The sequence below is a fragment of the Salmonella sp. WC3 genome (genome assembly GCF_042932255.1).
GTDB classification, from domain to species: Bacteria; Pseudomonadota; Gammaproteobacteria; order Enterobacterales; family Enterobacteriaceae; genus Salmonella; species Salmonella enterica.
In genome coordinates this window covers 3,748,794-3,767,400 of record NZ_CP170629.1, presented here as the reverse complement: position 1 = coordinate 3,767,400, position 18,607 = coordinate 3,748,794, and the positions used below count along the sequence as shown (strand labels likewise).

Below are 18,607 nucleotides of genomic sequence, written 5' to 3'. Positions count from 1 at the left end.
GACGCCGGGAATAACTAACGTAGGTTTTGCAGGGGGGCTTTTTGCCACCTTATCAGTTTTTTCCAGCGAGACATAATGGGGACAGTACCTATTATGCCCAGCCCTAACAGCCCGGTCGAAATGACTTCTAGTTGCTGTGCCGGTCGAAACAGCATCACCACCAGGACAAAGCAGATAAAGCCGATAACCAGTCAGGTGAGCCACGGATAAAGCCACATTTTCAGCTTAATTTCTCCGCCCTGCGCCAGCAGAATTTTACGCATCCGCAATTGCGAAATCGCAATCACCAGATAGACCAGCAGCGCGATGGCGCCGGAACTGTCGATAAGAAATTTAAACACTTTTGCCGGGGCGTAATAATTGACGATAACGGTTAAAAAGGCCGCGCCGGTAGAGAGGAGAACCGCTACCCAGGGCGTTTTGCTACGGTTAGTTTTTCCCATTATCGCAGGCGCATCGCCGCGGCGGCTAAGGGAATAGAGCATCCGGGAGGCGGTATATAATGCGGAGTTCAGACAACTGGTCACCGACAACAAAATCACGCAGTCCATAATGAATTTTGCGTGCGGAATATGAAGCAGCTCCAGTACCGAACGGTACGAACCTACGCTTTTCAGACCCGGCATATTCCACGGGATCAGCGCCACCACCACAAAAATGGAACACAGGTAAAAGATGGAAATTCGCCAGATAACAGAATTGGTGGCGCGTACGATATGTTTATCCGGCGTATCGGATTCCGCGGCAGCAATAGTGACGATTTCCGCGCCCATAAAAGAGAACATGGTGATCAACATGGCGCTTAACACCGCGCCGAAGCCGTTAGGCATAAAACCACCGTGATCCCATAGCCGGGAGATACCGCTTACCTCGGCATACGGATAAAAACCGCTAATCGCCGTCGCGCCCAGCGCGATAAACGCCAGAATGGCAATTACTTTACATAGCGCCAGCCAGAATTCGAACTCGCCGTAATTTTTGACGCTCAATAAATTGCTTCCGGTTAAGGCAAGCGTAATCACTAATGAAAATAGCCACACCGGAATACCCGGTATCCATGAATTCAGAATAATGGCGGCAATATTGGCCTCCAGCGGAATAACCAGCACCCAAAACCACCCGTATAACCAGCCGATGGTATACCCGGCCCAGGGGCCGATCGCTTTATCCGCATAGGTGGAAAAAGAACCGGTATCCGGCGTGGCGACGGCCATTTCAGCCAGCATTCGCATAATCATGACGACTAAAAGTCCTGCGAACAGATAGGCCAGCAGTACCGCAGGGCCGGCCTCTGCAATCGCCACGCTGGAACCGACAAACAGGCTGGCGCCGATGACGCCGGCGATCGATAACATGGTGACGTGGCGTGATTTCAGCCCGCCCCCTAATGCATGTGATTCTGACAATTGCCCCATCCTAAAACCTCTTTATTGTTATTGCGCTCGTTTACCGGATGGCGCCTGGCTTATTCGGCCTACAATCGAAACGGTTTTTGTAGGCCGGATAAGACAGTTACGTCGCCACCCGACGCTGCTTATTGGACATTACGCTTGTTTCGCCTCATCAAAGCACTGGGCGATAATCTCCAGGCCTTGCCGAATCTGCGAGGCCTCAATAGTGAGTGGAACGAGGATGCGCAAGATGTTGTAGTAAGGACCGCAGGAGAGCAGAATTAACCCTTTCTCGCGGGCGCGGGCCACAATGTCGGCGGTCAGAGTCGCGTTCGGTTTGCCGGGGTCGCCATTTTCAAACAACTCAATGGCGATCATGGCGCCCAGTCCGCGCACGTCGCCAATCTCACGGTGCGTTTCCGCTATCTCCATCAGGCCATCGCGCAGCGTTTTGCCAAGCGTATTCGCCTTTTGCAGTAGATTTTCCTGCTCAAAAATGTCCAGTACCGCCAGCGCGGCGGCGCAGGCAATCGGGTTTCCGGCATAGGTGCCGCCCAGACCGCCCGGCGCGATAGCGTCCATCACGTCTGCCCGGCCGGTAACGCCTGCCAGCGGAAAGCCGCCGGCGATCGATTTCGCAAACGTGGTAATATCTGCCGCAACGCCCATCTGTTCCATGGCGAACAGCGTACCGGTCCGGCCCGCGCCGCTTTGCACTTCGTCGGCAATCAACATAATGCCGTGTTGGTCGCATAGCGCGCGCAGTCGCTGCATAAACGCGGGAGAGGCGGCGTAAAATCCGCCTTCGCCCTGTACCGGCTCAATAATAATGGCGGCGATATCTTCCGGCGCGGCATCATTTTTAAAGATGCGTTCAATGCTGGCGATCGCGTCGTCGTCGCTGATGTTGTGTAGCGGGCAAGGATAAAGCGCGCGGTAGACATGGCCTGGCATCAATCCCATACCAGCAGAGTACGGGTGTACTTTCCCGGTCAGAGAGAGCGTGTAGTGGGTACGACCGTGGTAAGCGCCGCTAAACGCGATAGCGCCGCTGCGTTTTGTCGCCGCGCGGGCGATTTTCACCGCGTTTTCAACCGCTTCTGAACCGGTCGTGACCAGCAACGTTTTTTTGGCGAAATCGCCCGGTACCTTCTGGTTCATGCGTTCGCACAACGCCAGGTACGGTTCATAGGCCAGCACCTGAAAACAGGTATGCGACAATTTCTTCAACTGCGCTTCGACCGCTGAAACAATGCCCGGATGTAAATGACCGGTGTTCAGGACGGCAATGCCGCCCGCGAAATCGAGATACTCACGGCCTTCGACATCCCACACCCGACAATTTTCCGCCCGCTCGGCGAAAATCGGGTGAATCTGCCCCACGCCGCGAGGAACAGCGTTATGACGGCGCTGCATTAAAGCGTTATTGGTATTCATTAGCGACTCTCCTGTTAAAGGCCGATGCACATATATTTGATTTCTAAATAATCTTCGATGCCGTATTTGGAACCTTCTCGGCCTAATCCGGAGGCCTTAATGCCGCCGAAAGGCGCGACTTCGTTGGAGATAATGCCGGTATTAATACCGACGATGCCGTATTCCAGCGCTTCGCCGACGCGGAAAACGCGGCTTAAATCGCGTGCATAAAAATAGGCTGCCAGGCCGAACTCGGTATCGTTAGCCTGCCTGATGACATCCGCCTCGTCGCTGAAGCGGAACAGAGGCGCGAGCGGCCCGAATGTCTCTTCTTTGGCGACTTTCGCGTTATCAGGAACATCCGCCAGAATGGTCGGTTGAAAGAAGTTGCCGCCCAATTTGTGCGCTTCACCGCCCGTAATGACGCGGGCGCCTTTTTCCAGCGCATCGGCGATATGCTCCTGGACTTTCGCCACGGCTTTTTCATCAATCAGCGGCCCGATAGCAACGTCGGCTTGCAGACCGTCGCCGACCGCGAGCTTATTTACCGCCTGGTTGAGTTTTTCCGCAAAACGATCGTAAACGCCGTCCTGTACATACAATCTATTGGCGCAGACACAGGTCTGCCCGGCGTTGCGAAACTTCGAAGCCAGCGCGCCCTCGACGGCTTTATCCAGATCGGCATCGTCAAAGACGATAAACGGCGCATTACCGCCCAACTCCAGTGATACTTTTTTAATGTCTTTGGCGCATTGTTCCATTAGCTGGCGGCCAATCTCCGTCGAGCCGGTAAACGACAGTTTGCGTACCAGCGGGTTGCTGGTCAGCTCGCCGCCGATATCGCCTGCCGAACCGGTAACGACGTTAAATACACCTGCGGGAATTCCGGCGCGCCGGGCCAGTTCCGCCAGCGCCAGCGCGGAAAACGGCGTCTGGCTGGCGGGTTTGAGTACCATCGTGCAGCCTGCGGCCAGCGCGGGGCCGGCTTTACGGGTGATCATTGCTGAGGGAAAGTTCCACGGGGTAATCGCGGCGGTGACGCCGATGGGCTGTTTAATCACCAGCAGCCGTTTATCGGCCTGATGACCTGGAATCGTGTCGCCATAGATACGCTTCCCCTCTTCGGCGAACCATTCAATAAACGAGGCGGCGTAGCTAATTTCGCCTTTCGCTTCCGCCAGCGGTTTACCCTGTTCCAGCGTCATCAGACGCGCCAAATCGTCCTGATGTTCCATCATCAGATTGAACCAGCGACGCAGGATATTGGCTCGCTCTTTGGCGGTGAGCGCGCGCCAGGCGGGCAGGGCGCGATTGGCGGCGTCGATGGCGTCGCGCGTCTCTTCCGCCCCCATTTTTGGCACATTGCCGAGCGGTTTCCCGTTGGCGGGGTTGCTAACGGGGATGACATCGCCGCCGCGCGCGTCGCGCCAGTCACCATCGATAAAGGCCTGCTGACGGAACAGGGTAGAGTCGTTAAGTTGCATAATTGCTTCCTGTCTGAAGGGTTAACGGGTAAATGCGGCGTGTAATGCGTCCACGCTGCGTGCCGCACGCAGCGCACGTCCGGGGTTGCTCTGGCTTGCGCGTAGCGCCTGAACTTTACTGACGATATGCGCGCCGATAGGTATCGCGGATGTCGCCGCCGGGGAGGGGGCGTTACAGGTGTGAATGGAACGCGGCGTCGTGACGAACAGAAAATCATCAATCAGTTTGCCGTCCGGTGAAACCGCCTGCGCCCGCACGCCTGCCGGCCAGGGCTGGAGATCGTTGACGGTCAGGCTGGGGCAATACTTTTGTACTCGCCGCAAATAGCCGCTTTTGCACAGCGAGTTTTTCATCTCGCCCAGCCCGGAAAGCAGATGGTTTTGCAGTACGCGGCGAATGCCGGCGGAGCGGAAAATCTCCAGGGTGTCGGTGAAGGAAACGTCGCGCTTACGGTAGCCTTCGCGTTTAAGCGCCAGCACCGCATTCGGCCCGACCGTAACGCTGCCGTCGATCATGCGGGTAAGATGGACGCCGAGAAACGGCATTGCCGGATCGGGGATCGGGTAGATCAAATAGTTAACGATCCGGTTGTGTCGCGGGGCCAGACGAAAGTACTCGCCGCGGAAAGGGCAGATAATAAAACCGGGCTCCACGCCCAGCATTTTGACCAGCCGATCCGCCATCAGTCCTGCACAGCCGATAAGCGTAGCGGTTTCTATTTCCCGACCTTGCGAGGTGCGAATAACAATGCCAGCGGCATGTTCTGTTAGCGCGCTGACCTCGGCATGGTAGATGATCTCGCCGCCTTTGGCCTGAAAGCGGTTCGCCATGGCCGTCGCGACATCGCGATAGCTGACAATCCCGCTGGAAGGGACAAAAATCCCGCCCAGGCCAATGATATTGGGTTCGCGTTCACGCAGCTCCGCCGCGCTTAACCACTCGCGCTCTAAGCCGTTGGCCGCCGTCCGCTCCCATAGCGCGCGCATCCGCGCCATTTCCAGCTCCGAGGTGGCGACCAACATTTTGCCGCAGGTGTCGTAGCGGATGTTGTTTTGATCGCAAAAGGTTTTGGTCGCCTGATTGCCTGCCAGACAAAACCGCGCTTTGAGGCTGCCGGGCGTGTAGTACACCCTGGCATGGATCACGCCGCTGTTATGCCCGGTCTGATGGCAGGCTGGTGCGGACTCTTTTTCCAGCAATGCGATGCGCGCATCCGGGTAGACATCAATAAGTTGCATGGCGGTCGACATGCCGATAATGCCGCCGCCGATAATCACAAAATCATACATCCGCGTAATTCCTTCGCCGTGGCGCTTATTGGTGAGTTTGATAATGGCTGGCGGCGTAGGCGAAGTAACCGCGCTGGCGCATCAGCTCGCGACGCAAGTCAGGATGCGGCGTAAAACGATCGCGTCCATGTAGCCAGAATAGATTGTTAATCAGCAGGAATTTGCCGACCGGTACCGGCACGGAGAGGATGTTTTGACTGGTTTCCAGCGCGTCTGAAAGCTCGCTGAGCCAGATGCCTTCTTCAAAGTCTTTTGGCTGGACGAACTGGTCGATATAACGCATGACCGGGCGGCCTTGTTGGTCGACATCAAACACCGGGTGCCAGACGTCATGGCTAACATTCTTGCTTGGCGGCGCCGCCCAGCGCATGACGCGACGCGCCAGCGGATGGGTAAAAAAGGACTCCAGATGTTCCCAGTCATCAAGGTGCAGCAGCAGCGAGTTACCGCCTTCCATATTTTGTTCGTCGATTTTCATCATCAATACGTAGTCGGTCACCTCCTCAACATAGGTACCGTCATTGTGCAGTTCCATTACGCGGTGGGGCTGGCGCAGATAACTGTCGGAGTTGTCGACGTTTTTGACCACGAAACGCGCGTAATACTGGCCGCTCATCGCATCGTAGTTGGAGCGACCAATAAGATGCGCCACCGCCGTCGCTAGTTTGACCATCTCTTCTGCCTGTGCGACATCATCGATCCCTTCGGCGCTGATCAACAGCGCGCCTTGTGCACGGTTGAGGAGCGTTTTGATCAACAGCGGTTGTAGCTGATTGCCGCACAGATCGTCGAGGATCTTGCCGATTTTGAAACGTAACAAAGATTTGTATTCCAGCGCCTGCACCGGCCACTGCGCAACCTGATGGAGAAATTGTCTTGTGGTATCCGCCGTAAACGTTAACGCCAGCAGGCGCGGCGACTGCGCCGAAGGGGCAAGGGTGAAACCAGTATGGCGTTGGGCTAAATCATCTGTGTTCGCTTTTACGGCAGTCAGTGCATTCATCAGAATCATTCCTCTCGGTAAGATGGTCAGGGAGACATGGCGATGCTCATTTCGTAGCCATAAATTAAAAATATCGACATTTTCCAGGAACGCGTATGAAATAACCGTTTTTGTTTAATTATTGTGATCAAAAACAACAAATATTTAATAATACGAAAGGTGAGGTTAACGGCGCCACGAGCCTGACAACGGCAAGAAGGGGTGTAAAATGAGCGAGTTATGGGGAGAGTGATGCTGGCGGGGTTGCCCGGCCTGGCACATGAGCGCGTAGGCCGGACAAGTACAACATATTTCAGCAGTCAATTAACCGGCGTCAACCTGCGGTTTACGGCTGTGTTTACGGATCAGACGTAACACTGGCGGTACGACAATGACCATGATAGCCATGAGCAGCAGGGCTTTGGCAACGCCGCTTTGCCACAAAATCGCCATATTGCCGTTACTGATGGAGAGTGCGCGACGCAGGTTCTGCTCCAGCATTTCCCCCAGTACGAATCCCAGGATCAGCGGCGACATGGGGAAGTGCATTTTACGTAAAATGTACCCTAACACGCCAAGTGCGACCATCAGCACCAGATCGAAGGTGGTGCTGTGTACCGCATACACCCCTACCGCCGATACGGCAGCGATGGCGGGTACCAGGAACCACAGCGGAATGGTGAGCATACGGGTGAACAGACCGATCAACGGGATATTCATGATCAGCAGCATCACGTTCGCAATCAGCAGCGCAGCGATGAGTCCCCAGACGATATCCGGCTGTTCGGTGAACATCGCCGGGCTTGGCGTGATGTTGTACAGCGTCAGCGCCCCCATCATCACTGCCGTAGTGCCGGAACCGGGAACGCCCAGCGTCAGCATCGGGATGAAGGAGCCGCAGGCAGAGGCGTTGTTTGCCGCCTCCGGCGCCGCGACGCCGCGAATATCCCCTTTGCCGAAGCTATCGCTGTTGCCGCTGAGTTTTTTCTCGGTCATATAGGTAATGGCGCTGGCGATGGTCGCCCCGGCGCCGGGCAATACGCCGACAAAAAAGCCGATTACCGAAGAACGCAGGGTAGTGCCGATACACTGCGCGCCTTCTTTCAGGTTGAACAACATTCGACCCGTTTTGCGGACCATTGTTTGCCCGCTACTGGTATGTTCCAGCATTAAAAGTATTTCTGATACCGAGAACAGGCCGATCACCACGACGATAAACTGTACGCCGTCGGAAAGATGAACGCTGTCAAAGGTAAAGCGATAAACCCCGGTGTTGGCGTCCACGCCGACGGTCGCAAGGCCAAGACCGATCAGCGCTGCCAGAAATGATTTAAGCGGGTTTTGCGCCATCATGCTGCCAAGACAGGCGATGGCAAAAACCATTAAGGCGAAATATTCCGCCGGCCCAAAGGCCAGCGACCATTGCGCCAGTAAAGGGGCGAACAGAATGATGCCGCCGATAGCGATTAATGAACCGAAAAATGAGCTGACTGCGGAAATCGACAGCGCTACGCCGCCTTTCCCTTGCTGCGCCATCGGGTAACCGTCCAGCGCCGTCATGATCGCCGCCGCATCGCCGGGGACGTTGAGCAATATGGAGGAGATCCTGCCGCCATACTCACAGCCAATGTACACCGTCGCCAGCAGAATTAGCGCCGACTCCGCAGGCAGATGCAACGCAAAGGCCAGCGGCAGTAAGATTGCCACGCCGTTGATCGGTCCCAGGCCCGGCAGCAGACCGACAATCGTGCCCACGAAGCAGCCAATCAACGCGATAACCAGGTTTTCCGGCGTCATCGCCACCGCAAAGCCCTGAGAAAGATATATCCAGGTATCCATCGTTGCTCCGTTAACTCAGCCAGGCGCCGAGAGGTAAGGTGACATCAAGCAGCCGGTCAAAGGCATACCACAGCAGAATGCCCAATACCGCGCCGGAGATACCCGCCGCCGGAATCGTGGCGCCGAACAGCATCCCGATAACCATGGTGAGAAGCGCGGTGGCGATGGGAAAACCCAGCCATTCGAATCCCCAGGCATACATCAACAGGATGATGATCATGGTAATTAGCTTTTGCAGAACATGGCGGCGCGGCCAGCTAACCGTGTCGGGATGGCGTAATAACAGCGCTAGCGCGCAGAGCGCCATCAGGCCGATAATCCCCAGCGGAAAAGGGCGGGGGCCGACGGGTTCATAGCTGTATTCGCTTTGGATCTGCCAGGCGATGAATAGCCCGGCGATACAGAGCAACAGCCAGATACCCGCAAAGATACGATCGCTCATCATTGCCTCCGCGATTATTTCGCGAGTCCGAAGGCTTTCGCCTGTTCACGGTAATCAGTAACCTGTTTTTTCACGTAGTCATCGAGCTGCTGGCCGGTCATGTCGAACTCAAACAGGCCGCGCAGATCGCGCTGCTTTTTAAACTCGTCGGTTTGCTGGAGCTTCTTGAAGGTATCCACCCACCACTGGTAATCGGCATCGCTGACTTTGGGTCCGACATAGAAGCCGCGAATAATCGGCCACACCAGGTCGTAGCCCTGTTCTTTAGCGGTAGGGACATTGGCAAGCTGGCCCGGCAGACGATTTTCTGAAAAGACGGCAAGGACGCGGATTTTGTCGCCGCCCAGATAAGGCACCATTTCACTGAGATCGCCGGAGACAACCTGAACATGGTTGCCCATTAATGCCGTCACCGGCTCGCCGCCGCCCTCAAAGGCAACGTAGCGCATCTTGTGCGGGTCGACGTTCGCCTTTTGCGCCAGCAACGCCGACTTCATCCAGTCCTGGCTGCCAATAGAGGCGCCAGCGCCAATGACCACGCTGTTGGGATCTTTTTCCATCGCCGTCATCAGATCTTTCAGCGTCTTCCACGGGGAATCCGCACGCACGGCGATCATGCCGTAATCAGTGCCCACGCTTGCCAGCCAGCGCACATCATCCACGCCGTAGCGACCAAATTTCCCCTGCGACAGGTTGAGCAGCGAACCGCCGGAAAAGGCGACCACAGTCCCGGGTTCGCCAGGGCGTTGGGCGACTATCGCGTTATAGGCCACAGCGCCGACGCCGCCGGGCATATACGTTACCCGCATGGGTTTCTCGATAGCGCCAGTCTCCAGCAAACTCACCTGAATCAGCTTACAGGTGAGGTCGAAACCGCCGCCAGGTTTGGCTGGCGCGATACATTCCGTTCGCGACGGCGCCTCCTGCGCCAGAACAGAGATACTCATTAATAAAATGCTTGCAGTAAGGGTACGAAGTAATTGTTTTTTCATTTTTTATCCTCACGCCGGACGTCCGGATTTTTCAGGTTCGGAAGAAGATTTTTGTGATTATGTGAGCCGACATGTAGCAGTTTGGTTGCGTGATTGTTAAAACAATAACCTTTCAATTCCCTTTCAATGCGGCAGAAACTTTACAGGATGTGATATGCGTCTCTTATTGGCGGAAGATAACCGTGAGCTGGCTCATTGGCTGGAGAAAGCGCTGGTGCAAAACGGCTTTGCCGTGGACTGCGTATTTGACGGCCTGGCGGCTGACCATCTTCTGCACAGTGAAATGTACGCGCTGGCGGTGCTGGATATCAATATGCCGGGAATGGATGGACTGGAGGTGGTGCAACGGCTGCGTAAACGCGGTCAGACCTTGCCCGTTTTGCTGCTCACGGCGCGAAGCGCGGTGGCGGATCGCGTAAAAGGTCTCAACGTCGGCGCGGATGACTATCTGCCGAAACCCTTTGAACTGGAAGAACTGGATGCCCGTTTACGGGCCTTGCTCCGACGCAGCGCTGGGCAGGTTCATGAAGTTCAGCAACTGGGGGAATTGATCTTTCATGATGAAGGGTATTTTCTGTTACAGGGACAGCCGTTAGCGCTGACGCCGCGTGAGCAGGCGCTCTTAACCGTATTGATGTACCGACGAACGCGACCAGTTTCGCGTCAGCAGCTTTTTGAACAGGTGTTCAGCCTGAACGATGAGGTAAGCCCTGAAAGCATCGAACTTTATATTCATCGACTGCGTAAAAAACTTCAGGGAAGCGATGTACGAATTACGACGCTGCGCGGCCTGGGTTATGTGCTGGAGCGCGGCGATGAAGTGGGTTAAGCCGCAATCGTTGTACCTGCAACTCTTACTGTTCCTGGGGTTGCCGCTGATTCTGCTATGGGGGCTGTCGGCGTTTAACAGTTATGTCAATGCGCTACAGGCCGCCACTCAGGCTTATGATCGTACGTTGCTCTCCTCGGCGCGAACGGTATCGGAACGGCTGGTGGTGCGCAATAACCATCTGGAAGTTAACGTGCCCTGGGTGGTGCTGGATAGCTTCGAGCTTAATATGAATGATCGACTCTATTACAAAGTCGTCGACCCTTCCGGAAAGGTCATTTCCGGTTATGACGATCTGCCTGCCATGCCGCCCGCTACGTCCCGTACCCGGCTTTATCCGGCGCTGGCGTGGTTCTATCATACCGAGTATCGCGGCGAGGCGATCCGCGTGGCGCGTTTGCTACAGCCGGTCAACGAAGGCGGCATTATCGGCATGGCGGAGATTTATGTCGCAGAGACGCTGCAGTCCCGTCGTTATCTGGCGGGCCAACTGCTGTTCTCTTCCTGGATCTCACAGGGTCTGCTGGTGTTGCTGACCCTGGTGCTGGTTGGCTGGTTATTACGCCGGATCCTGCGTCCTATGCGTCAACTTTCATCATTAATGGTACGCCGCGAACCGGGTCTGTTAACGCCGCTGCCGGAACTGCTGCCGTGGTCGGAAACACGCTTGTTAATCGTGGCGTTTAATCGCTACATTGACAGGCTCCGCGGCATCCTCTCCCGGCAGGAATGCTTTAGCGCCGATGCTTCTCACCAGTTAAAAACGCCGCTGGCGGTGTTAAAAACGCAGGCGGCGGTGGCGTTAGCCAGCCAGCATCCTCATCACTGGTACGAAAGTCTGCAGGCGATGAGCGTAACGCTGGATAGCACCATTCAGCTCACGGAAAGATTGTTGCAACTTTCTGCGGTAAAGCATAAAGAGCAGGGCGAGCGGCGTTTTTCCCCGGTGAATCTGTACGATATCGTACAGAGCGGCTGTTTTACCCGACTGGCGCAGGCGCGGAGTAAACATATCGACCTGGGCTACGAAGGCGAACAGGAAGCGATGTGGATCGAGGGGGATGAGGTACTGCTTAGCGAGCTATGCGGAAACTTGCTGGATAATGCGCTGAAATACACGCCTGAGCAAGGCATCGTCACCGCGCGGCTTGAACGGGATGGCGATGCCGTGACGCTGGTTGTCGAAGATAGCGGCCCCGGTATTGATGATGAACACATCCATCTGGCGCTACAGCCGTTCCACCGGCTCGATAACGTAGGAAATGTGGCCGGGGCGGGCATTGGTCTGGCTTTGGTCAATGATATCGCACGCCTGCACCGTACTCATCCCCATTTTTCCCGTAGCGAAGCGTTGGGAGGGTTATACGTTCGGATACGCTTTTTAAGCCTTGTCCCGCAGTAATGCGCACAAATGTGTCAGCGGTAAAGCACGTTTACAAAAAGTCGCATCTTGAGGTGTGACGTTTTAATCAAATGATCATACATTCCCCCTACAAACCGTAGCGTTAATTAAAACTATAGTGGGTGCAGGGGCATGAATAATCATACTAAACGACGGGGAATAGCATTAACCGTCTTTCTTGTCGGGGTTAACATCCTGGCCTGGATTTGGGCGTTCTGTGTTTTTCATCACCATGCCGTCATGCTAAGTGCAGCCATACTGGCGTATAGCTTTGGGCTGCGTCATGCGGTTGATGCCGATCATATCGCAGCCATCGATACTGTCACCCGTAAACTGATGCAGCAGGGTAAAACGCCTTTAGGCGTGGGGGCGTTTTTTTCATTGGGTCATTCGACCATTGTCGTTCTGGCATGTCTGGCGATTGTTGTGACGTCGATGGCATTTCGCGATCGTATTGATGTTTTGCATCAATATGGTTCGTTGATTGGTACGGCTGTTTCCGCTTTTTTTCTGCTGGCGATGGCCCTGCTTAACCTGTTTATTTTGTTCAACGTCTGGCGGCAATTTCGCTCGGTTACCCGCGGCGAGTCAGTGAGGGCGCATGACGAGGCGATACCTGGCGGGCTGATGACGCGTATATTTCAGCGTACGTTTCGTTTGGTCACTTCCAGTTGGCATATGTATTTTGTCGGTTTTCTGTTTGGTCTGGGATTTGATACCGCAACCGAGGTTGGGTTGCTGGGCATTTCCGCTTCAGCAGCCAACCAGGGGCTATCTCTCTGGTCGATGATGATTTTTCCTGTGCTGTTTACCGCCGGGATGGGTGGATTCCCTGGATAACTTTGTCATGGTCGGCGCTTACGGTTGGGCTTTCTCGCATCCATTACGTAAGCTTTATTATAATATGACCATTACCGCCGCATCCGTCATTGTCGCGCTGGCGATTGGCGGGCTTGAGGCGCTGGGGTTGATTGATGATGCGTTACAGTTAAGCGGAACATTTTGGCAGACCGTCAGCACGCTTAACGATCATATGGGGAATGTGGGCTTCTGGGTAGTGGGTGCTTTTGTGCTATTCTGGCTGCTCTCGTTGTTGAATTATCGCTGGCGCGGCTATGATAAAATCACCCTCAATACCTGATTGATTTCTGTAAAAATAGCATTTCGGCAGTGGTGTCATATCATTGCCGAAGCATTTTATCTCCTGAGAGTATATTCTTCCCGGTAAGTGCGTTATTTTTCATGCTTGCCTTTCGTTATCAATTTAAGCAATCCGATATAACATACAATACCAAAAATAATAATAACAGTTGTATACCCAAGAATCAGCCAGTCTGCATGTGTCATAATATAATCCAGTTATCAGGTATCCCGTGTTAAGGCGATCTTTAAGCCTGTTGTCAGCAAGAACCACTGTACCCGTTCAGTGCTGTTGGCAATAACGTATTGTTTATGCACAAGAGCGTTGTTACAAATAACGTATACATTGAGCATAGACCCCACCCGCATTTTTGTAATGCCATAAAGCAAGGCTACTCCTTTAATCTACTGACGGTATGCCAGGCCAGAAAAGATAAAAGGGTAGTTGTCATCATCATCTGTTCCTGACGCCAGGTTAATGACACACACATATGAAAATGTATAACCGCTGCACGCTTTTTAGCACGTTATCTGTAACATACCGTGTTAATCAATTCCATAAAACCGAGTATAGTGTAAGTGAATTTCGAGTAATTGTCATTATGATTATATGGTGGTTAACTTATTTTTTAAATTCTGATTAAATTTTCGTTTTTTATCAGTTCATCAGGATTTATGAAAAATCTGGACGTAAAAAACATATTTACGTCCAGGCTTTCTTTTTAGCAAATCGATTTTCCGGTAAAATAGGGGGTCGACCACATGCGCTTATATTCCCATTCAGGCTTTAGTATGCCGATGGAAAAAAGCAATTTTTTTTGTCTTTCCTGGCAGTAATGTCTGGCACGGCTAATATTTAGCCACATTAGTATGCTGCCGGGACTGAGTGGCCTGCACTCATTTTTAATTGCACCATTAGATACGTCAAAGTAGACGTTCATCTGGCTTTCAGATTTCAATACGATATCAAATGCACAGGGTATCCCTTCAATATAAAGAATATGCCCAAACAGAAGGTGATGCAGTTGACTAAAAAAGTTGGCAAGGTTATCAGCGGGATAGCAGGATGAAGTATTGCCGAAACGAGACCGAAATAACTCGATAAAAATATGAGTCAGTTCATCAGAAGAACAATCAGCAACGCTTTTTACACTTCCGCCTTTTTTAAGAAATCGCTGATATTCATTACGGCGTGTTTTTTCAAACTTAGAAGAGAACGCTTCTTTGACCAGACAATTTTGTTTTTTTCTGGTGAGTTTCCATATGGCATTGCGTATTTGTGGCTGGTGTAACGCCGAAAGTCGGTTAGTACGATCGGGTAAGAAGCAGCGTAAATCTGGTGCCATTGGAATAAGTATCTCATCTGACGATAGCGGGAAGGTTCTGCGCGTCAGGATGCCAATATTCTGATCATTACAGATAAAGTAGGCGCCTTTAATCTTATCATCTTCTTTATAGTGGAAGAATTTAAAATGCCAGTTATGGCGCTTCATAAAATAATCAACAATATCTGGGTGCATATTGATACTACCGCCGTATTGCGTAAACACCTCCCGGTATAGGGTAAAGGAAGACGGCTGCCAGCGGGTTAATATACGCTTAACTTCTTGTATTTTCACCAAAACTCCTGACTTAGCTTACTGAAAATGCTATTTTGTATTATTTTTTTGCTTAACCAAATAAAAATGTGACAAATGTTTAGCTTGTATTTAATGGTTAACATGCTAATCGATGACGTTATGGTGAAGGGAATAAGATTAAGATGTTGATCATAACATGAGTGAAAGCGACGGTTTAATGCCGCGCTTTTCACTCGCAAGACATTCTGTATTTAACCATCCAGTAGCGATACAGATTTCAAAGAGATCCGCTGAACGGTAGCAGGATCTGCACATCCGCGTATGAAATAGCTCTACCGGGAGAGGCTGTTGACCTCTTGTATTATTGTATCCAGAATATGATAGCGTTTCCGATACTCTGCGCGTTTTTTGCTGGGAATACTTTCAGGCGCTTTACGCATCACCTGTGATGGCAGATGATATAAGGCTCCTTTCTTAACGCCGTTTAGCGACTCCCAGAATTCACTATAGCTGGCCACAAAAGTTTTTTTCTTCTGGAATAAGTACCTGAGTTGACGATAAACATGGTTGTTTTCACTTACCGCATAAATCTCGTCGATATTACAGGCCTGCATCAATGTTGCAAAAGCTTCATACAGCATCCGTTTAGGAAAGAGACCGTAACAATCTTTGGTGGCGTTACGTATGACTTGTGGGCCGACATGTTTACTGGGCCCTTGTAACCCGGCAACCAGCGCTATTTGCTTCCCTTCATGGCGGATAAAGGAAAATGATAAACGTGCCAACGGCGTATCATTGAAACACAGCGTTAATGTCAGCTCACCTTCTCTGTCATAGCCACAGGGACCGCAGTAGATATCTACCAGAGCGTCGTTTTTTCCTTCCAGGTGAGCGAGTAAGATTTGTTCCTCGGACAGGAGGATCTTTTTAATTTTACTTTCCGGAAAGGACTGAACGAACTGGTAGTGTTCCAGAATAGCTTTTGCCCGGCAACGTATGCTAAGCCCGGTATACAAATAGGGCCGCTGGATTTTTGCCGGCAACAGTGGACGATGAATAATCAGCGTTCTGGGCTGAGACAGATGGCATAATTCATTGAAGTATTTAATTGTCGTTACGGGGTTAATAAGGCAACGTAATAAAAATTTATAGCGAAACTTACGCTCTCCCCAGCGTTTATGGCGATAAGGCGTCTGCGCCATGACTTCTTTTAACATTAATAATGGATTATATCTTTCCATATCACTTTGCTGCATCGTCATACTACGGCTCTACTACTCGATAGACTTATAACCGAGACGGTAGCCTGATTGAGTTAAACGTAAAGGCAACGAAGAAGGTCTGTACAGACGATGTTGTTAAACAGTTTATTAATGGCGGTAATAAAACGCCTGAACACGCTTTTTAATAGGTTTTCTGCTAATGAGTGGGATGAGTCCAGAACGTAGTATTAAAACGAATGCCGTGTTTATTATTTTAAATGATGTTATATACTCTAAATAATTCGAGTTGCAGGAAGGCGGCAAGCGAGCGAATCCCCAGGAGCTTACTAAAGTAAGTGACTGGGGGGAGGGAACGCGGCCGCAGCACATGCAACTTGAAGTATGACGAGTATAAGCCAATATATTTATTTGGCTGCTATTGTGTAAGCCAGACAGCAACGCGTCGTGATACGTTATTATGTAACCAGACGTAAAGGGGGTATTCACCTTATCTCTAAATGCAAATCTATATGATAAATTTTATCATGCACTGTGTTGCTGTCTCTGGGAGAAAATATATGGAGCGTTCACTCGATAGTCTGGCTGGTATGGCTAAATCTGCTTTTGGCGCGGGGACTTCTGCTGCTATGCGGCAAGCTACCTCGCCCAAAACCATTCTGGAATATATCATTAACTTTTTTACCTGTGGTGGGATACGTCGGAGAAATGAAACACAATATCAGGAATTGATAGAGACTATGGCTGAGACATTGAAAAGTACAATGCCTGACAGAGGTGCTCCGTTGCCAGAAAACATCATCCTGGATGATATGGATGGGTGTCGTGTCGAATTTAATCTTCCTGGTGAGAATAACGAAGCTGGACAAGTTATTGTACGAGTCAGTAAAGGCGACCATTCTGAGACAAGAGAAATTCCGCTTGTCTCTTTTGAAAAAATATGTCGAGCTTTACTATTCAGATGCGAATTTTCTCTCCCTCAGGATTCTGTAATATTAACTGCCCAGGGAGGCATGAATCTTAAAGGCGCTGTCCTTACCGGAGCAAATCTGACGGAAGAAAATTTATGTGACGCAGACTTAAGCGGCGCAAATTTAGAGGGGGCAGTGCTGTTTATGGCGGATTGTGAAGGTGCAAATTTTAAGGGTGCAAATCTATCGGGAACATCATTAGGCGACAGTAATTTCAAGAACGCCTGTCTGGAAGATAGCATTATGTGTGGCGCTACCCTCGATCACGCTAATCTTACTGGCGCCAATTTACAACACGCGAGTCTGTTAGGCTGTAGCATGATAGAATGTAATTGCTCCGGTGCAAATATGGATCACGCTAATGTTTCAGGCGCAACCCTTATACGTGCCGATATGAGCGGTGCGACATTACAGGGTGCTACTATAATGGCTGCTGATATGGAAGGCGCTATCTTAACCCGGGCAAACCTGCAAAAGGCGAGTTTCATTTCTACGAACCTGGGCGAGGCTGATTTGTCCGAAGCTAATTTAAAAAATACCAGTTTTAAAGATTGTACACTAACCGATTTGCGTACTGAAGACGCCACAATGTCTACGAGTACACAAACACTCTTTAACGTATTTTATAGTGAAAATATTTAGCCCTATTTGACGTAAATCTGAAATAAAAGCAATGTAAGAATAACAATCTGCTACTGAATAGTAGCTGAGAGTAAATTATTTACAGTATCTTTTATTATTACAGGAGTATGCGACGGTAAAAATATCTGAATAACCATTCCTATTTTCTCAAGTAGAACTTCCAACTAAAGCGAATTGTTTGAAAAGGAAAACGCTATGCCTGGATGTATAAGTGCCTGTTCGTGCGTTGTCAGCTCGACGCCTACCGATCCTAAGGCCCCCCTAAGCCTAAGTGGATAGAGTTAAAAGGTTATTGTGTTACATGTACTAGTCAGGAGGATATTCGTCCACCTAAAGAGGGTGAACCAAAGCAAAAAATGACACCCAGGGATTTAGTGCTGTTACGCGGTCTTTTAAAAGACCTGGGGGTAACACAAAATCCCTGGCAAGACCCGACAGTAAAACCCAATAACTGTGGGTTGCCATATTTTCCAGTAGTTCCTGGAGAACGAGAAACTGATGTTTGATGGTTTTCTGTCTGCAAAGCGCCTGATAAATATTATCAGGCGCTTTGTATTTTGGCGCCTACATCACTTTCATTGTCATATATCGAATGACTACAATCGTATCCGATCCCGCCATTACCCTGACGGAAAGCCTCTGGCAAACTGTAAGAACGGTTCGCCGTCGGCAGGGAAGCGCCGATGGACTCTGAACCGCGCTATACCATTTTTCCTGGTTGTTTCTTGTCATTAACGCTTTGAAAAATAGTTTTATTTTATCTATTCCTGTTTTGTAAAACCTCCGCTCAGTAGGCGCATTCTGCCACCCTTCCCGGATTTATTGGCAAAGCGGAGCCCGGACAGAGAGTCATATTGCAAAATCCCGTTTCTGTTTTCTTATGACCAGATTTTTGCGGTCGAAAGATTGCCTTTTTCTTAATTGAATGATAATTATTATCATTATCATATGATAATAATTACTATATAGCCGTAACCTGGCAAGGAT

At 51.1% G+C, this 18,607-nt stretch carries 12 protein-coding genes and 3 pseudogenes; 5 read left to right on the top strand and 10 right to left on the bottom strand.

Going from position 1 to position 18,607, the window contains the following annotated elements; all coding sequences use genetic code 11:
- Positions 1-14: 14 nt before the first annotated feature.
- From gabP to ACFK9X_RS18360, 8 genes and pseudogenes are all read right to left on the bottom strand, one after another.
- Positions 15-1,415, bottom strand: a pseudogene (gabP, locus tag ACFK9X_RS18395) (GABA permease).
- A 129-nt stretch (positions 1,416-1,544) separates the two neighbouring features.
- On the bottom strand, positions 1,545-2,828 hold the full coding sequence (gene gabT, locus ACFK9X_RS18390; RefSeq protein WP_001095558.1) for a 4-aminobutyrate--2-oxoglutarate transaminase: 1,284 nt from the start codon (positions 2,826-2,828) through the stop codon (positions 1,545-1,547).
- Positions 2,829-2,842: 14 nt separating this feature from the next.
- Entirely contained in the window at positions 2,843-4,291 is a 1,449-nt protein-coding gene (gene gabD, locus ACFK9X_RS18385; RefSeq protein ID WP_001176523.1) for an NADP-dependent succinate-semialdehyde dehydrogenase, read from the bottom strand.
- A 21-nt stretch (positions 4,292-4,312) separates the two neighbouring features.
- Positions 4,313-5,581: an L-2-hydroxyglutarate oxidase gene (gene lhgO, locus ACFK9X_RS18380; protein ID WP_151117285.1), complete on the bottom strand. Its 1,269-nt coding sequence runs from the start codon at positions 5,579-5,581 to the stop codon at positions 4,313-4,315.
- Between the two features lie 25 nt (positions 5,582-5,606).
- Positions 5,607-6,584: a glutarate dioxygenase GlaH gene (gene glaH / locus ACFK9X_RS18375; RefSeq protein WP_161126843.1), complete on the bottom strand. Its 978-nt coding sequence runs from the start codon at positions 6,582-6,584 to the stop codon at positions 5,607-5,609.
- A 303-nt stretch (positions 6,585-6,887) separates the two neighbouring features.
- The gene (locus tag ACFK9X_RS18370; RefSeq protein ID WP_151117281.1) at positions 6,888-8,402 is read right to left on the bottom strand and encodes a tripartite tricarboxylate transporter permease; all 1,515 of its coding nucleotides are present in this window, start codon (positions 8,400-8,402) and stop codon (positions 6,888-6,890) included.
- 10 nt (positions 8,403-8,412) lie between these two features.
- Entirely contained in the window at positions 8,413-8,847 is a 435-nt protein-coding gene (locus tag ACFK9X_RS18365) for a tripartite tricarboxylate transporter TctB family protein (protein WP_001574835.1), read from the bottom strand.
- An 11-nt stretch (positions 8,848-8,858) separates the two neighbouring features.
- Positions 8,859-9,836, bottom strand: coding sequence for a tripartite tricarboxylate transporter substrate binding protein (locus ACFK9X_RS18360; protein WP_151117279.1), 978 nt, complete (start codon positions 9,834-9,836; stop codon positions 8,859-8,861).
- Positions 9,837-9,990: 154 nt separating this feature from the next.
- Here ACFK9X_RS18360 and tctD point away from each other — a divergent pair, with 154 nt between their 5' ends.
- The 3 genes and pseudogenes from tctD to ACFK9X_RS18345 all read left to right on the top strand — a co-directional run bounded on the left by tctD (position 9,991) and on the right by ACFK9X_RS18345 (position 13,208).
- Positions 9,991-10,665, top strand: a complete 675-nt coding sequence (tctD, locus tag ACFK9X_RS18355; protein ID WP_001237934.1) for a transcriptional regulator TctD — start codon at positions 9,991-9,993, stop codon at positions 10,663-10,665.
- Positions 10,652-12,067, top strand: coding sequence for a sensor histidine kinase (locus tag ACFK9X_RS18350; RefSeq protein WP_151117277.1), 1,416 nt, complete (start codon positions 10,652-10,654; stop codon positions 12,065-12,067). Before tctD ends, ACFK9X_RS18350 begins: the two co-directional genes overlap by 14 nt.
- A 132-nt stretch (positions 12,068-12,199) precedes the next feature.
- Positions 12,200-13,208, top strand: a pseudogene (locus ACFK9X_RS18345) (HoxN/HupN/NixA family nickel/cobalt transporter).
- 721 nt (positions 13,209-13,929) lie between these two features.
- Here the strand turns inward: ACFK9X_RS18345 and ACFK9X_RS18340 are convergent.
- Together ACFK9X_RS18340 and ACFK9X_RS18335 are read right to left on the bottom strand one after the other, a co-directional pair.
- Entirely contained in the window at positions 13,930-14,826 is an 897-nt protein-coding gene (locus tag ACFK9X_RS18340; RefSeq protein ID WP_000701514.1) for an antimicrobial resistance protein Mig-14, read from the bottom strand.
- Between the two features lie 293 nt (positions 14,827-15,119).
- Positions 15,120-16,049: a VirK family antimicrobial peptide resistance protein gene (locus ACFK9X_RS18335; RefSeq protein WP_001749420.1), complete on the bottom strand. Its 930-nt coding sequence runs from the start codon at positions 16,047-16,049 to the stop codon at positions 15,120-15,122.
- A gap of 518 nt (positions 16,050-16,567) precedes the next feature.
- On the opposite strand from ACFK9X_RS18335, the gene pipB2 reads away from it, so the two are divergent.
- Together pipB2 and ACFK9X_RS18325 are read left to right on the top strand one after the other, a co-directional pair.
- Positions 16,568-17,620, top strand: coding sequence for an SPI-2 type III secretion system effector PipB2 (gene pipB2, locus ACFK9X_RS18330; RefSeq protein WP_024136580.1), 1,053 nt, complete (start codon positions 16,568-16,570; stop codon positions 17,618-17,620).
- Between the two features lie 174 nt (positions 17,621-17,794).
- A pseudogene (locus tag ACFK9X_RS18325) lies at positions 17,795-18,126 on the top strand (hypothetical protein).
- The last annotated feature ends 481 nt before the right edge of the window (positions 18,127-18,607 follow it).

What these genes read in the sequence shown, in the direction of transcription:
- gabT (WP_001095558.1), bottom strand. Translation starts at nt 2,828, where the DNA reads ATGAATACCAATAACGCTTTAATGCAGCGCCGTCATAACGCTGTTCCT.
- gabD (WP_001176523.1), bottom strand. Translation starts at nt 4,291, where the DNA reads ATGCAACTTAACGACTCTACCCTGTTCCGTCAGCAGGCCTTTATCGAT.
- lhgO (WP_151117285.1), bottom strand. Translation starts at nt 5,581, where the DNA reads ATGTATGATTTTGTGATTATCGGCGGCGGCATTATCGGCATGTCGACC.
- glaH (WP_161126843.1), bottom strand. Translation starts at nt 6,584, where the DNA reads ATGAATGCACTGACTGCCGTAAAAGCGAACACAGATGATTTAGCCCAA.
- ACFK9X_RS18370 (WP_151117281.1), bottom strand. Translation starts at nt 8,402, where the DNA reads ATGGATACCTGGATATATCTTTCTCAGGGCTTTGCGGTGGCGATGACG.
- ACFK9X_RS18365 (WP_001574835.1), bottom strand. Translation starts at nt 8,847, where the DNA reads ATGATGAGCGATCGTATCTTTGCGGGTATCTGGCTGTTGCTCTGTATC.
- ACFK9X_RS18360 (WP_151117279.1), bottom strand. Translation starts at nt 9,836, where the DNA reads ATGAAAAAACAATTACTTCGTACCCTTACTGCAAGCATTTTATTAATG.
- tctD (WP_001237934.1), top strand. Translation starts at nt 9,991, where the DNA reads ATGCGTCTCTTATTGGCGGAAGATAACCGTGAGCTGGCTCATTGGCTG.
- ACFK9X_RS18350 (WP_151117277.1), top strand. Translation starts at nt 10,652, where the DNA reads ATGAAGTGGGTTAAGCCGCAATCGTTGTACCTGCAACTCTTACTGTTC.
- ACFK9X_RS18335 (WP_001749420.1), bottom strand. Translation starts at nt 16,049, where the DNA reads ATGACGATGCAGCAAAGTGATATGGAAAGATATAATCCATTATTAATG.
- pipB2 (WP_024136580.1), top strand. Translation starts at nt 16,568, where the DNA reads ATGGAGCGTTCACTCGATAGTCTGGCTGGTATGGCTAAATCTGCTTTT.